The organism is Sphingopyxis sp. Geo48, from assembly GCF_949769155.1.
Taxonomy (GTDB): domain Bacteria; phylum Pseudomonadota; class Alphaproteobacteria; order Sphingomonadales; family Sphingomonadaceae; genus Sphingopyxis.
Window position 1 is genome coordinate 895,554 of record NZ_CATKPA010000002.1, and the last position, 13,621, is coordinate 909,174.

Here is a 13,621-nt window from a genome sequence, read left to right on the forward strand (position 1 = left end):
CCGTCAAACGGACGGGATTCCGTACTTTACAAAATAAAGCAGCAACAGCGGGTTACACCTCATTTCGGCGGCATTACCATTCGCGGCGATGATGTTTCACTATGGAACACACTTGCGACCATCCGGCTCCGATCACACCGCCGCCCCGGGCTAGCCAAATTTTTTTCCCTTTAGAATCAGTATTATAGGACGAACCGCCCTTTTGACGCTCGAAAGCGCCAACGGCGGGAATCTGTCCATGGTCATTACAGATCATAACAACACATTGACAAACTTTAGCAAATCACAGTAACCCAAATGCGGAAGCAAGCAGCAGACTTGCTGAGAATATCGTGCAGTTCGGGTCGGAATTTGCGCTGGAAGCACACCCAATGGGGCTTCCGGCGACGAGTCCTTTTGGCCCGACGGGCGCGGCTTCGCGTTCAATCGGGATCGGGTGCTGTCGAGGGACGGTGCTCGCCTTCGGGGATCACCCCCGATGCTTGGGGTCTCGGAAACCAAAGTGGGGGTAAAGTGAAGAAATTTCTGCTGGCGGCTGCGGCTGCCCTTGCATCCTTGTCGGCCCCGCAGGCCGCATCCGCATCGACGATCGTCAACGCAGGCTTCGAAGCTGGCCCGGTCGGCCTTGGCGCGCCGACCGGATGGTTCACCCTCAACCCGCTGCGCGTCGCGACCGTATCGTCGTTCGGCGGCTACACGCCGCGGGAAGGCTCGCAGTTCGCGGTCATCGCCGCAGGCATTCAGGGCATTCCGACCCTGCTGACGCAGCTCTTCTCGATGACGCAGGGCGAAACGATTAGCTTCATGGTCGCCTTCGCGACCACCGAATCAAACTTCAACGACTTCGGCGGTCTCGGCATCTTCGATTTCTCGAACCTGTCCGGAACGACATTGTTCAGCCAGTCGGTCAGTTCGGTCGGTGCCGGCACCGCGGGTCCGTGGACGAAGGTCAGCTTCACCGCGCCCACCAGCGGTTTCTACTCGATCAACGCCACCGTCCAGAACGTCGGGAACAGCCGAAATCCGAGCTACCTGCTGCTCGACGCGCCCGGCGTGCCTGAACCCGGGACGTGGATGCTCATGCTTCTCGGCATCGGCGCGGTCGGCTTCTCGATGCGCCGCCGCCGGAACCTGCGCGTAAATTTTGCCTGAAATCAGTTTGGAAGATTGGGGATGACCATGATCAAGAACAGCCTTGCTTTGGCGTTGACGCTTACCGCGGTGACGCTGTCGGCAACCACGGCCAACGCCGCGACCACGGTCGACGTCAAGACCGGCACGCCGGCGGAAACGGGCCTCAACTGGCTTATCAATGGCTCTGCCGCCGTAACGCCTTCGAACATTCACCTGAACTGGTACAGCGGCGGTGCCGCTGCCGGCCAGAATGGCAATGTCGATGGCGCGCGCTGGATCACCCCCAATGGTGACGGCACGCTCAATCAGCCCGTCGGGACGGCGACCTATTCGACCGTTTTCACCCTCAGCCAGATCGCGACCGCAGCGACGCTGACGGGCAATTTCTGGTCTGACAATCGCGTCACCCAGATCCTGCTCAACGGCATTGCGATCTACAACAACGGCAGCAGCGCTTCGCAGTTCGGTGGCGGCACCGGCGTTCCGCTGAACATCAGCACGAACCTCCTCGCTGGCGCGAACACGCTTTCGTTCCTCGTCCAGAACGACTCGGGCACCAGCGGTCCGGGCTCGAACCCGGCGGGCCTCCGCGTTTCGGCGGTCTTCTCGGCGGTCCCGGAACCGGGCACGTGGATGCTGATGCTCCTCGGTTTCGGCGCGGTCGGTTTCTCGATGCGCCGCCGCCAGAAAACGCAGGTCCGGTTCCAGTTCGCCTGAACTCGACCGCGGCCAGCTTCTTGGGCAAAGAAGGGTCGGCCTTGATGGCCGGCCCTTTTTGCTTCAGGCTTGGGTCGAAAGAGAGTGGTTGACGTGCAGATGAAGCAGCGATCCCTGCGACTTCCTGCCCTGCTCGGCGCAAGCGGGTTGCTGATGCTTGCGGCGCTTTATGCCATCTATCTGTCGCTCTCGCTGCCGCACCGGTCGTCGGTCGATTCCCCGTCCCGGCGCGAAACGGCTGCACGTCCCGCCCCCGAGCCCGAAGCTTTCCGCTTCCGCCCGGGCATCGACGCGCAAACCGCCGAACAGATCAACGCGGCGGTGCCGCAATCCGACGAGCCGCTGGTGGCCGCGCGGCCGTTCGCACTGAACCTGCCGTCGACCCAGATGAACACCAAATTGTCGGCGGTCGATTGCCTGACCGCGGCGGTTTACTACGAGGCGGCGTCCGAAACGCTGACCGGTCAGCGCGCGGTCGCGCAGGTCGTCCTCAACCGGATGCGCCACCCCGCCTACCCCAATTCGGTCTGCGGGGTCGTCTTTCAGGGCTCGCAGCGCAAGACCGGTTGCCAGTTCACCTTCACCTGTGACGGTTCGCTGAACCGGCGCCCCTCGGCGAGCGGCTGGGCGCGCGCGCGCGCCGTCGCGGCGGCGGCGCTATCCGGCTATGTCGAACCCAGCGTCGGCCTCGCGACGCATTATCATACGCTTTGGGTGGTTCCCTACTGGAGCGCCAATCTCACCAAGCTGCGCACCGTCGGATCGCATATTTTCTACCGATGGAGCGGCCGCAGCGGCACGCGCAGCGCGTTCGTCAACCCCTATGCCAATGCCGAGCTGCTTCCGGCGTCGGCGGTCACGAGCCTGTCGGGCTATCTGCTCGAGACCTCCGGCGCGCTCCCGCTCGACCCTGCGATCGCGGACGGCGATGCCGCGGCCTCGGTGCCCGCCGTCCAGACGGGACTGATCGCACCGCCGAGAGGCGAACTCAGTTCCGCGGCCCAACCGGTCCTCGGCAAGAGAGGCAGCGAGCTGGCGCCGACCGACTCCAGGCTCAAGAGCGACGCATCCGAACACCGGCTCCTCGAGGATCAGGCGCCGCGCCTCAATCGCTGAGCGCCGCCGCCTTCCGCGCGCAGCGCTGCCTCACGGCTGGGCCGTGCCCCCGCCCAGGGCTTGATAGAGCGCGACATAGGAGGTCAGCCGATCGGCGCGCAGCTGAATCAGCGCGAGATCGACCGATAGCAGCGCTCGCTGCGCATCGATTTGCTCCAGATAGGGCGAATAACCGGCGCGGTAGCGGTTCGTCGCGTGGCGGAGCACTTCGGCGACCGCGGCGCGCTGTGCAAGCAAGGCTTGTTCCTGCGCGCCCAGCCGGTCGATCAATGCAAGCTGGTCCTCGACCTCGCGAAACGCGGTCAGGACCGCCTTGCGATAGGCGAATGCGGCCTGGTCGCGCTGTGCGGTCGCAGCATCGAACTGCCCCTCCAGCCGCCCGCCCGAGAAGATAGGGGCGAGGATGCTGCCGCCGATCGACCAGATGGTGATCGGATCGCTGAGCAGAGACGAGATCGCCGCGCCGCCCGATGCCGACAGGCGGATCTGCGGCAGGAATTGCCCGCGCGCGGCGCGCAGATTGGCGTCGGTTGCGGCGAGCGAATATTCGGCCTGCGCGATGTCGGGACGGCGGCGCACAAGGTCCGACGGCACGACCGCCGGCACGACGGGGGTCGCCAGCGCATCGAAATCGGCCCCGCGCGTTATTGCGTGCGGGGTATCGCCGACGAGCAACGACAGCGCATTTTCCTGCCGCGCAATCGCCGCTTCGATTGTCGGGATTTGCTGTTCGGCGGCGCGGTATTCGGCTTCGGACTGACGGAGTTCGAGCTCCGACGTATAGCCCGCCTCGGCGCGGTCGCGCGCGATGCGCAGCGCCTCGCCGCGCTGGACGAGCGTTTCCCTAAGCACCTTGAGGCGATCGTCGAGCGCGAGCAAGGTGATGTAGCCGCTCGCCGCCGTCGCGCTGACCGACAGCGTCGCCGCTTCTTGCGCGGCGGCCAAGGCGGCGGCGCTGGCACGCGCGGCATCGTGCCGCGCCGCGTTGACGCCGAACAGATCGACCTCATAAGCCGCCTGGAATGTCGGCTGCGCCGAGGTGCTTTCGCTCGGCTGGCCAAACGCGTTGACCGTGCGCGCCTCCGACCCCGGCACGCTTGCCGACAGGCTGGGCAGCAGCAGCGAGCGTGCGACGCGTTCCTGCGCGCGCGCCTCGGCCACGCGCGCCGCGGCGATGGCGAGGTCCGTATTGTTCGCGCGCGCCTGCTCGACCAGCGCAGAAAGCTGCGGGTCGCCGAACCGTGCCCACCATTCGCGCTCGACCGTGCCCTCGGCAGGCAGCGACGTGCGCCAGTCGGCGGGCGGCGCAACGACGCTCGCCTCGGGCCGCGGACTGATGGCCGGGGCGCACCCCGCGATCAGCAGCGGCAGCAACAGCGCCGCGCGTCTCACCGCCCGCCGTCCGTTTCGACCGTCGCGATCACCGACATGCCGGGCCCGAGCCGCTTGGCGAGCGGCTGTCCGGGATCAATGCGGATGCGCACCGCGATCCGCTGCGGCACCTTCACGAAATTGCCCGATCCGGTGTCAGGCTTGATGATGCTGAACTCGCTCCCCGCCGCCGGGGCGACACTTTCGACCGTCCCCTTGAGCTCGACCCCGCCGAGCGCATCGACCCGGAAATGCGCCTTTTGCCCGACCCGGATGCTCGCGGTCTGCGCCTCCTTGAAATTGGCGACGACCCAATGCGTTTCCGGCACCAGATACATGAGCTGGGTGCCGGGGTTCACGAGTTGTCCGACGCGGACCGCGACCTCGCTCAGCCGGCCGGCGCGCGGCGCCCGGATCACCGTGCGCTCCAGATCGATGTCGGCAAGGCCGCGGGTCGCCTCGGCATTCTGGACACCGGCTTTCAGCCCGCCGCGCCCGACGGTGACCGAGCGCACCTGCTCGAGCGCGATCTGCCGCTGCGCCTGCGCCTGCCGTACCGCGGCTTCGGCCTGCCGGAGCGCCGCGAGCGTCTGGTCGCGCTCGCGCAGCGACACCGATCCGGCGTCGACGAGTTCGTTGACGCGGCGCATGTCGGCCTGCGCGCGCTGGAGCTGCGCGCCGGCATTGGCCACCGCCGCATCCTGCAGGCGCACCTGCGCCTCGGCCGAACGTTCGCTCTGCTCGCTGTTGCTGAGGCTCGCATTCTGCGCCGCGATGTTCGCCGCGCCCTGCGCAACGCGCTCGCGATAGATGCGGTCGTCGATCCGAACGAGGATCTGCCCCGCCGCGACGCGCTCGAAATCCTGCACCAGCACCTGCGTCACATAGCCGCCGACCTGCGGCGAGATGATCGTCGTCTGGCCGCGAACATAGGCATTGTCCGTGGTCTGGCTGTCGGGCCGGAACGGCGGCAATCCCCAGGCATAGAGGACCGCCAGCGCGCCGAGCAGGATCAGCCCGCTGAACAGGATGATCTGCGATCGCGAACGGTCGGGCCGCCAACCGCCACCGCCTTGCGGCGGTGCGGGCTCGGCCGGCGCTGCTTCAGCCGGCGCGGGGGGCGCGGGAGGCGGCGTTTGTTCGGTTGCGGGTGCCGGTTTCTTGTCGTCGGTCATTTTCTTTGCGCCAACATCTGCTGGAGGATGGACAGGTCCGCTGCGAGCGGGCTGTAGCCGCGCCGTCGATCGCGCAGCCAGCGAACCAGCATGATCACGAAGCCGAGCGCGGCACCACAGCCGATCAGGAAGAATACGTCATTATAGGCGAGGACACCCGCCTGACGCACGGCTTCCTGAACCGCATTGCGTCCGGCGACCGCCGACCGCAGCGCCGGATCGCCGATCGAGCCGTTCAGGCCGCTCGACAGATAGGCGAGCGCCTGCACCAGCGCGGGATCGTCCGTTGCGAGCCCCTGCCCCAGCGTCGTCAGATGTGCCTTCGCGCGGACAGTGAAAAAGGCCGACAGCGCCGCCGTCCCCGCGAGCCCGCCGATCGTCTGCGAAAGATTGAACAGCGCCAGAAAGCTGACAATATAGGACGGCCCGCGCGTCAAGGCGCGCAGGAAACCCTCCATCAGCATGGGTCCGATGAAATAGACCGACGCGAAGGCGATCGCTGCCTGCGTCAGGTAGAAATCGGACGGCCGCGACATCAGTCCCGTCCGTGTGTCGGCGAAAGCCGCCACCGCGATGATCGCCAGCGATATCAGGGTCGAGATGCGAAGATCGGTGGGATTGAGCCCGACCAGCGGCACGAATACCCCGGCCAAAGCCGCCAGGGCCGTTATGGCATAGAAGGTCACGAGCTGGTCGTTGACATAGCCGAGCGACGTCAACAGCCCGGTCGCGCCGAAATTCTGCTCCGACAGAACGACGCGAATGAACGCACCGGCCAACGCCAGCTTCAGCAGGTCGCTGCTCGCCATCCAGCGCGTCTCGAGCATCGGCTTCTCGCGGTTATGCTCGATCAGCAAGGCGGCACCGATCAGCAGCACCGCGGGCGCCAGCAAGGTGCCCAACCACGGCGTCGGCCACCAGATGATGCGCCCCTGCACCAAGAAACTGCAAAGCAGGCCGACCCCGACGGCAAGCAAGGGAAAGCTGATCATATCGAGCAGCCCGAAGGCGCGCACTTTCACCCCTTGCGGAAGCGGCAGGATGTTGACGAGGCCGACGGTGACGAGCGAAAGGCCGAACTGCAACGCGAACAGGTTTCCGATATCGCCATCGTACACAAGGATCGGAGAGATCGCCCGGGCGAGCGGCAGTCCAATCTGAACGACGCCAATGCCAAGGACGAGTGCGATCAACTTTTGCGGACCCGGCAGGCTTTGCATCATGTAGAAAATCGCAAGCGTCACCAGCCCGCTCGCGGCGATCCCGGAGATCGCGCGCGAGACAAGCTCGACCTGATAGCCCGCATCGAAGAGCTGCACGAAATTGGCGACGACCAAGGCCAGCATCGTTGCGCGCACGAAGCGCTGTATTCCGAAATGCTGGCGAACCTTGAATAGCAATATGCTCATGCAGGCGTTGGTCAGGTTGTAGGCCACCGTCACCCAGCCGGTATCGACCGGCGTCAGCGCCATATTCCCCTGCAAGACAAGCAGATTGGCGAGAAGCAGGCCGTTGGTCAGCCCCGCCACCAGCCCCAAATAGATGCCGATCGCGAAATAGGCGATCCGGCGTCCTTTGGGGTGGTCCGGATTGGCTGGCGATCCTGGTATCAGCGGCCGCTCGTGCGGCTTCAGCACATATTCCGCGGGCGGAGCGACGGGTACGGCTGGATCAGCCACGCCGGTCGACCCGCGACGGACGGGGCGCTGCATTTCTATAGGTCAGTTCAAGCCCCGTTGCCATTCTGCGCCGCACAATATGCGCGAAGACCGCATTGGCAAAGGGCAGAAAATCCTATCTCGATCTCGGCGTTAAGCCGCTTCGGTTGCGGCGCGGCCGAGATCGCCGCGCGCGTGGCGGAACACGTCGACGCTGCCCCATATCGCCAGCGCTGCCATGATCGCCGCGACCGCAAGGTCAGGCCAGCCCTGCCCCGTTCCCAACACACCGAGCGCCGCCGCGAGGACGGCAAGGTTCCCGATCGCATCGTTGCGCGAGCATATCCAGACCGAGCGCATATTCGCATCGCCCGTCCGATAGCGATAGAGCATCAGCGCGACAGCAACGTTCGATGCCAGCGCCAGCGCACCGATGATTCCCATCGTCTCGGCCTGCGGCGCGGTGCCGGCGACAAAGCCCCACACCGCCGCGCCAAGCACCCAAAGTCCGAAAGCGAGCATCGTCGCAGCCTTGAGCAGCGCTGCGCGGGCACGCCACGCCAGCGCCATGGCCGCGACGCCCAGACTGATCGCATAATTGGCCGCATCGCCCAGGAAATCGAGCGCGTCCGCCTGGAGCGCCCGCGAATCGGCGGCGACGCCCGCGACGATCTCGACCCCGAACATCGCAGCGTTGATGATCAGCGCAATCCACAGGATGCGGCGCCACTTGGGATCGTTCAGCGCGGTCTTGCCGCTTTTTCCTGCGCAACATTGGTCGGCCATGCGAAACCTCTTGGTTCTTCGATTCGGCATCCCATATGCACCCTGTAGCAACTACAGGGTCAAGCAATGAAAATCGGCGAACTGTCGAGGGCCACCGGCACCAACATCGAGACCATCCGCTATTACGAGCGGATCGGACTCCTCCCCGCCCCGCTGCGAACCAATGCGAATTATCGCAGCTATGGTGACGCGCACCGAACGCGGCTCAGTTTCGTGCGTCACTCGCGCGACCTCGGCTTTACGATCGAGGAAATCCGGTCACTGCTCGACCTTTCCGACCACCCGGACCGCGATTGCGGCGAGGCGGACCGCATCGCGTCTGCGCATCTGGAACAGGTCGAGGCGAAGATCGACCAACTCTCGGCGTTGCGCGACGAACTGACCCGCATCGTCGGCCGGTGCCGAGGCGGCCTCGCCGGCGATTGCCGGGTGATCGAGGCGCTCGGCGACCATGGACAGTGCAGCCGCGCGCATTAGCCCGGTCAGGGGGTCACGATGATCTTGCCGACGGTCGTTCCCGCTTCTTGCGCCCGATGAGCATCGACGATCCGCTCGAGCGGATAGCGCGCCGCAATATTGTGCGAGAGCTTGCCCGCGGCCAGCGCCTCGCCGATCGCCTGCGCCGCGTCGGCGTGGGCCGTGGCATCCATGACATAGACGAGCACGAAACGAACCGTCGCGTCGAGCATGACGAGCGGCCAGAACGGCAGTGCGGGTTCCGGAACCGCGTCCGACGCATAGGTCGCGACGACGCCGCGCGGCGCGAGCAGGCTCATGATGACATCGAGGTTCGCACCGAAAGCGACTTCGACGAAACGATCGACGCCGCGCTCCCGCCCCGTGATCTCGCGAACGCGCGCGACGATGTCGTCGGTCTTGCGGTTGACGATGAAGTCGGCGCCCGCCGCCCTTGCCGAATCCGCCTGCTCGTCGCGGCTCACGCTCGCGATCACCGTCGCGCCGCCAAGCTTGGCGAACTGAATTGCATAACGGCCGACCGCGCCCGCGCCGCCCGAGACGAAAACGGTTTTCCCCACGACCGGACCATCGGCAAAGACGCTGCGGTGCGCGGTCATCGCGGGCACTCCGAGGCTGGCGCCTTCTTCGAACGAGGCGTTGTCGGGCAGGATCGAGACCTGCCGCACCGGCAGCGCGACAAATTCGGCGGCGGCGCCGAGCGCCCGGCCCAGCTGCGCTTCGTAGAACCAGACGCGCTTGCCGATCCAGTCGCCGTCTTCGGCCGATCCGGCCGCGACGACTTCGCCCGCGCCATCCTGATGCGGAATAACCAGCGGATAGGGCATGTCGGTGCGTCCGCGCGCGCCCTGCCGCGCCTTGGTGTCCGATGGGTTCACGCCCGAGGCGCGCACGCGAATGAGCAATTCGCCCGGCGCAGCAACGGGAATGGGCTGCTCGCCGACGACGAGCACCTCTTCGGCGCTTCCCTTTCGCTCGTACCAGGCGGCCTTCATGACGGATTGTTCCACGGCATTATCCTCGTTCGGTTTCCACAGGCGCAGCGGACGCGCCCGTTGCCCGAATCAATATAGGCCGCTATCTACAAATTCATAAGTACGCACATTTTGGACATGTACGATCATGAATGTAAGTATTACTGAAAATATTGAAGAAAATTTGAAAACACGGTCGGTCCGTCGTCGCGCCGGGCGCACGGGTTGCAGCGTCGAGGCGACGCTGTCGGTGATCGGCGGTGTGTGGAAGCCTGTGCTGCTGTTCCACCTGCTCGGCGGCCGCCTGCGCTTCAACGCGCTCTGCCGCCTGACGCCGAATGCGACGCAGCGGATGATCACGCTGCAGCTTCGCGAACTGGAGGCGGACGGCATCGTCGCACGGACTGTCTATCCCGAGGTGCCGCCGCGCGTCGAATATGAACTAACGCCGCTCGGCCATTCGCTGAAGCCCGTGCTGCTGAGCATGCGATCGTGGGGTGCCGACTTCCAGGCGGGCCTCGACGAAAGCGGCGTCGCGGCGCAGCCATGCGAGGGCGCAGAGCCAGCGTAATTGAGGGAAAGGTGGGACGATTCTGTTGCCCGGCTCGTCCCCAGCCGCTGGTATCCGATTCTGTTGCCCGGTTCGGTCCGAACCGCGTTCTATTTGAATAACCTTAGGCCGTGAGGCTTATCGGTTACGCAGCCAGAGCGAGTGCTTCGTTATCGTTAGCACTTATAGGTTTGAGCCTTGAACGGGTTACTCAGCCCGGAAGAAAACATCGTCTTTGAACACACGTCGATCCTGGTTCGGCCCCGTCAGAAACCCTCGATCCCTCTGGGAGAGCGTGGGTTTGTGGTGGAGCCGCCGGGTACTGCCCCCGGGTCCGCTGTGTCTATTCCACGACACCATTTATCCTCATAGCCGGTCGAAACCGGCACAACCCATATAGGAAACCCGCCCGCGCTTTGGAAGAGCGCAGGCGGGTCATTCGTCCTGAATCGGGCTCAAACCCCTATTTTTCCGCAGTTCGTCCCGGATTTCGGTGAGTAGGTCGACCTCGCTCGGGCCGGCCGGCGCATCGGGTCCGCGGCGCATCACCTTGTTCACCCACTTGACCAGCAGGAAAATGACGAAAGCGAGAATGAGGAAGTTGATGACCGCGGTTAGGAAGGCGCCATAGCCGATCATCGCGACGCCGGCCTTCTTGAGCGCCGCATAGTCGGTCGCTGCGATGCCTTCGGGGATGCTGCCGAGCAGGATGAACTTGCTCGAGAAATCGACCCCGCCGAAAATCCAGCCGACCAGCGGCATGATCAGGTCGGCGGTCAGCGAGGTCGTGATCGTCGCAAAGGCGCCGCCGATGATGACGCCGACCGCGAGGTCCATGACATTGCCCTTGGCGATAAATTCCCTGAATTCGCTCAACATGTTGCGGCTCCCCGGATCGTCGATCTTGCGTCCCGAACGTGCCGCGGTGATTGCACAAAGGCAAGCGCGATCCTATTATGTGTGTTGTTGCGGCAAAACGCCGCGCGAGGGAGCATTGATGACCATGACCTATCGTTCCGCCCGCTGGCTGATTGTCCCGGTTGCCGCACTGTCGCTTTCCGCCTGCGGTATCAACAGCGTTCCCACCAAGGAAGAGGCCGCGAAGGCCAAATGGGCCAATGTCGAAGCGGCGTACCAGCGCCGCGCCGACCTGATCCCCAACCTCGTCGAAACCGCAAAGGGCGCCGCGAAGATCGAGCAATCGACACTCGAAGGCGTCATCCAGGCGCGCGCGTCGGCGACGCAGGTCAAGCTGACCGCCGACGACCTTGAGGATCCCGCGAAGGTACAGGCCTTCCAGCAGGCGCAGGGCAATGTGTCGAGCGCGCTCGGCCGCCTGCTGGTCACCGTCGAGCAATATCCCGATCTCAAGAGCCAGGCGCGCTTCGCCGATCTGATGACCCAGCTCGAGGGCACCGAGAACCGGATCAACATCTCGATTCAGGACTATAACGCCGCGGTGCAGGATTATAACACGACGATCCGCACCTTCCCTGACATCATCGGGGCCAAGATCGTCCATGGCGCAAAGCCGATGACGCCGTACAAAGCGGTCAGCCCGAACGCGAACCAGGCGCCGAAGGTCGACTTCGGTCAATAAGGTGCGCGCCGCCGCCCTTGCCTTCCCGCTCGCGATCCTTGCCGTCGCGGGCGGATGCAAGGCGGCGCAGGAGTCTGCTGCCGCCGGCGAGACAGCGACGTGCGACGGCGTCCCGCCGGTGAAGATGGCCGGTCGCGTAACCGATGCCGCGGACATATTGACCGCCGAAGAGGAGGCACGCTTGTCCGATCGGCTGGCCCGTTACGAACAGCGCACGAAACATCAGATGGTCATTGCAACGGTGCCCGACCTGCACGGTGCGCGCGTCGACAATTTCGGGACCTGCCTCGGCAATCGCTGGGGTATCGGGCGCAAGGATCAGGACGACGGTGTCGTGATCCTCGTCGCACCGAACGAGAGGCAGATGCGCATCGCGACGGGTAGTGGAATGGAACAGATGCTGACCGACGAAGAAGCCCTCGCCGTCGTCCGCCAGATGACGCCGCGCTTCGGGGATCGCGACTATGCCGGCGGCCTGTCGGCAGGTATCGATGCCATCGCGGCACAGACCGGAGATCCGCAATGAGATCGCTTTTGCTCGGCTGGGCGCTGGGCCTGTCGTTGCTGGCGGCCCCCGCGACCGCGCAGACCTTCCCCAAGCTGACCGGCCGGGTCGTCGATCAGGCCGATATCATTCCGGCCGCCCAAGAAGCCGATCTCAACATCCAGCTTGAACAGGTCGAAAAGACGACGGGCCACCAGTTCGTTGTCGCGACCGTGAACAGTCTCGAAGGCTATGACATCGCCGACTACGGCTATCGCCTCGGCCGCGACTGGGGCATCGGCGACAAGGAGAAGGACGACGGAGTCGTATTCCTCATCGCTCCGAACGAACGGAAGATGCGGATCGAAGTCGGCTTGGGCCTGGAACCCGTGCTGACCGACGCGCTATCGGGCCGGATCATCCGCGACGTCGTGACGCCGAAGTTCAAGGACGGCGACCTTCCGGGCGGCATCCAGGCCGGCGTCAACGCGATCGCGCAGCAGATCCAGCTCCCGCCCGAGGAAGCCGCCGCGCAGGCCGCCGCGGCCGACCGGGCCGAGCGCGACCGCGCCGACGACGGCGACATCGGCGGGCTGATCTTCATCGGCTTCATCGTCTTTTTCTTCTTCATCCTGCCGATGCTCTCCGCCTTCGGGCGGCGCGGCAGGAAGCATCGCCGAAACCGTCCATGGGGCGGCGGTCCGATCATCATCTGGGGTGGCGACGACTGGGGCGGCGGCTCTTCGGGAGGCTCCTCATGGGGCAGCGGCGGCGGGTCGAGCTGGGGCGGTGGCGGCGGCTTTTCGGGCGGCGGCGGCAGCTTCGGCGGCGGCGGTGCCTCGGGCGGCTGGTAGGGGAACGGAGCCATGAAAGTCAGTCACGTCAGCGCCGCCGATCACGACCTCGTCACAGCCGCGGTTGCCGCGGCCGAGGATCAGACGAGCGGCGAGATCGTCACCGTCATCGCGGCGCAGTCGAACGATTATGACGATGTCGCACTGGTCTGGGCGAGCGTCATCGCTTTCCTTGCCATGTCGGTGATCGCGCTGTTTCCCGAATTCTACCGGGGGCTTTACGATCGCCTGACCGGCGGTTGGGGGCATGAACTAACCGCCAATCAATGGCTCGGGACAGTGATCGCTGTGGGCGTCCTGAAGTGGATCGGGATGTGGCTGATCCTGCTGTGGCGCCCCTTGCGCATCTGGCTGACCCCGCGCGCGATCCTTGCGGCCCGCGTCCGTGCGCGCGCGATCGACCTGTTCAAGGTCGGGACAGAGGCAAAGACGCTCGGACGCACCGGCGTCCTCCTCTACGTCAGCCTGCGCGAGCATCGCGCCGACATCGTCGCCGACGAGGCGATCGCGGCGAAGGTCTCGCCCGAGGTCTGGGGCGATGCGATGGTGGCGCTCATCGACCGCGTGCGCGCGGGCAAGCCCGGCGAAGGCATGGCCGAGGCGGTGCGCCAGATGGGCGTCGTGCTCGCCGCACATTTTCCGCGCGGCAGCGAGAATCCGAACGAACTGCCCGACCGGCTGATCGAGCTTTAATTCCTTCGTCATTGCGAGCGGCAAAGCCGCAT

Annotated in this window: 15 protein-coding genes and 1 other RNA gene; 9 read left to right on the top strand and 7 right to left on the bottom strand. The window is 65.1% G+C overall.

The genetic code is table 11. The features are described from left to right. Positions 1 to 513 precede the first annotated feature (513 nt). The 3 genes from QOL79_RS11060 to QOL79_RS11070 all read left to right on the top strand — a co-directional run bounded on the left by QOL79_RS11060 (position 514) and on the right by QOL79_RS11070 (position 2,967). Positions 514 to 1,152: a PEPxxWA-CTERM sorting domain-containing protein gene (locus QOL79_RS11060; protein ID WP_283419614.1), complete on the top strand. Its 639-nt coding sequence runs from the start codon at positions 514 to 516 to the stop codon at positions 1,150 to 1,152. Between the two features lie 21 nt (positions 1,153 to 1,173). After that, complete coding sequence (locus tag QOL79_RS11065) at positions 1,174 to 1,851, top strand: PEPxxWA-CTERM sorting domain-containing protein (RefSeq protein WP_282947527.1); 678 nt, start codon at positions 1,174 to 1,176, stop codon at positions 1,849 to 1,851. Between the two features lie 99 nt (positions 1,852 to 1,950). Then, on the top strand, positions 1,951 to 2,967 hold the full coding sequence (locus QOL79_RS11070; protein WP_283419615.1) for a cell wall hydrolase: 1,017 nt from the start codon (positions 1,951 to 1,953) through the stop codon (positions 2,965 to 2,967). Positions 2,968 to 2,997: 30 nt separating this feature from the next. Here QOL79_RS11070 and QOL79_RS11075 read toward each other — a convergent pair whose 3' ends face one another. From QOL79_RS11075 to QOL79_RS11090, 4 genes are all read right to left on the bottom strand, one after another. Continuing rightward, positions 2,998 to 4,359, bottom strand: a complete 1,362-nt coding sequence (locus tag QOL79_RS11075) for an efflux transporter outer membrane subunit (RefSeq protein WP_058453927.1) — start codon at positions 4,357 to 4,359, stop codon at positions 2,998 to 3,000. Then, entirely contained in the window at positions 4,356 to 5,513 is a 1,158-nt protein-coding gene (locus tag QOL79_RS11080; RefSeq protein ID WP_283419616.1) for an HlyD family secretion protein, read from the bottom strand. Before QOL79_RS11080 ends, QOL79_RS11075 begins: the two co-directional genes overlap by 4 nt. After that, positions 5,510 to 7,192: an efflux MFS transporter permease gene (locus tag QOL79_RS11085; protein ID WP_058454147.1), complete on the bottom strand. Its 1,683-nt coding sequence runs from the start codon at positions 7,190 to 7,192 to the stop codon at positions 5,510 to 5,512. The genes QOL79_RS11080 and QOL79_RS11085 overlap by 4 nt, the downstream gene beginning before the upstream one ends. A 132-nt stretch (positions 7,193 to 7,324) precedes the next feature. Further along, a complete protein-coding gene (locus tag QOL79_RS11090) occupies positions 7,325 to 7,957 on the bottom strand; it encodes a cation efflux transmembrane domain-containing protein (RefSeq protein ID WP_283419617.1) in 633 nt (210 codons plus the stop codon). A 66-nt stretch (positions 7,958 to 8,023) separates the two neighbouring features. Here QOL79_RS11090 and QOL79_RS11095 point away from each other — a divergent pair, with 66 nt between their 5' ends. Then, positions 8,024 to 8,434 carry a MerR family transcriptional regulator gene (locus QOL79_RS11095; RefSeq protein WP_204994130.1) on the top strand — a complete coding sequence of 137 codons (411 nt, stop codon included), beginning with the start codon at positions 8,024 to 8,026 and terminating at the stop codon, positions 8,432 to 8,434. Between the two features lie 5 nt (positions 8,435 to 8,439). Here QOL79_RS11095 and QOL79_RS11100 read toward each other — a convergent pair whose 3' ends face one another. Next, complete coding sequence (locus tag QOL79_RS11100; protein ID WP_283419618.1) at positions 8,440 to 9,444, bottom strand: NADPH:quinone reductase; 1,005 nt, start codon at positions 9,442 to 9,444, stop codon at positions 8,440 to 8,442. A 148-nt stretch (positions 9,445 to 9,592) separates the two neighbouring features. Here QOL79_RS11100 and QOL79_RS11105 point away from each other — a divergent pair, with 148 nt between their 5' ends. Then, complete coding sequence (locus QOL79_RS11105; RefSeq protein ID WP_283419619.1) at positions 9,593 to 9,979, top strand: winged helix-turn-helix transcriptional regulator; 387 nt, start codon at positions 9,593 to 9,595, stop codon at positions 9,977 to 9,979. Between the two features lie 49 nt (positions 9,980 to 10,028). Here QOL79_RS11105 and ssrA read toward each other — a convergent pair. Both ssrA and mscL read right to left on the bottom strand, forming a co-directional pair. After that, positions 10,029 to 10,384: a transfer-messenger RNA gene (gene ssrA / locus QOL79_RS11110) on the bottom strand. 9 nt (positions 10,385 to 10,393) lie between these two features. Continuing rightward, positions 10,394 to 10,837 carry a large conductance mechanosensitive channel protein MscL gene (mscL, locus tag QOL79_RS11115; protein ID WP_283419620.1) on the bottom strand — a complete coding sequence of 148 codons (444 nt, stop codon included), beginning with the start codon at positions 10,835 to 10,837 and terminating at the stop codon, positions 10,394 to 10,396. Positions 10,838 to 10,955: 118 nt separating this feature from the next. Between mscL and QOL79_RS11120 the strand changes: the two genes are divergently transcribed. Genes QOL79_RS11120 through QOL79_RS11135 form a run of 4 tightly spaced genes read left to right on the top strand, consistent with a single transcriptional unit; the run spans position 10,956 to position 13,589 of the window. Continuing rightward, positions 10,956 to 11,558 (top strand): LemA family protein, encoded by a 603-nt coding sequence (locus tag QOL79_RS11120; protein ID WP_058453934.1) that lies wholly within the window; start codon positions 10,956 to 10,958, stop codon positions 11,556 to 11,558. Between the two features lies 1 nt (position 11,559). Continuing rightward, positions 11,560 to 12,084 carry a TPM domain-containing protein gene (locus QOL79_RS11125; protein ID WP_283419621.1) on the top strand — a complete coding sequence of 175 codons (525 nt, stop codon included), beginning with the start codon at positions 11,560 to 11,562 and terminating at the stop codon, positions 12,082 to 12,084. Then, positions 12,081 to 12,896 carry a TPM domain-containing protein gene (locus tag QOL79_RS11130; protein ID WP_283419622.1) on the top strand — a complete coding sequence of 272 codons (816 nt, stop codon included), beginning with the start codon at positions 12,081 to 12,083 and terminating at the stop codon, positions 12,894 to 12,896. The genes QOL79_RS11125 and QOL79_RS11130 overlap by 4 nt, the downstream gene beginning before the upstream one ends. Positions 12,897 to 12,908: 12 nt before the next feature. Further along, positions 12,909 to 13,589 carry a TPM domain-containing protein gene (locus QOL79_RS11135; RefSeq protein WP_283419623.1) on the top strand — a complete coding sequence of 227 codons (681 nt, stop codon included), beginning with the start codon at positions 12,909 to 12,911 and terminating at the stop codon, positions 13,587 to 13,589. Positions 13,590 to 13,621: the final 32 nt, after the last annotated feature.

Coding starts and splice junctions, on each gene's coding strand:
- QOL79_RS11065 (WP_282947527.1), top strand. CDS start 1,174: ATGACCATGATCAAGAACAGCCTTGCTTTGGCGTTGACGCTTACCGCG.
- QOL79_RS11070 (WP_283419615.1), top strand. CDS start 1,951: ATGAAGCAGCGATCCCTGCGACTTCCTGCCCTGCTCGGCGCAAGCGGG.
- QOL79_RS11080 (WP_283419616.1), bottom strand. CDS start 5,513: ATGACCGACGACAAGAAACCGGCACCCGCAACCGAACAAACGCCGCCT.
- QOL79_RS11090 (WP_283419617.1), bottom strand. CDS start 7,957: ATGGCCGACCAATGTTGCGCAGGAAAAAGCGGCAAGACCGCGCTGAAC.
- QOL79_RS11095 (WP_204994130.1), top strand. CDS start 8,024: ATGAAAATCGGCGAACTGTCGAGGGCCACCGGCACCAACATCGAGACC.
- mscL (WP_283419620.1), bottom strand. CDS start 10,837: ATGTTGAGCGAATTCAGGGAATTTATCGCCAAGGGCAATGTCATGGAC.
- QOL79_RS11120 (WP_058453934.1), top strand. CDS start 10,956: ATGACCATGACCTATCGTTCCGCCCGCTGGCTGATTGTCCCGGTTGCC.
- QOL79_RS11130 (WP_283419622.1), top strand. CDS start 12,081: ATGAGATCGCTTTTGCTCGGCTGGGCGCTGGGCCTGTCGTTGCTGGCG.
- QOL79_RS11135 (WP_283419623.1), top strand. CDS start 12,909: ATGAAAGTCAGTCACGTCAGCGCCGCCGATCACGACCTCGTCACAGCC.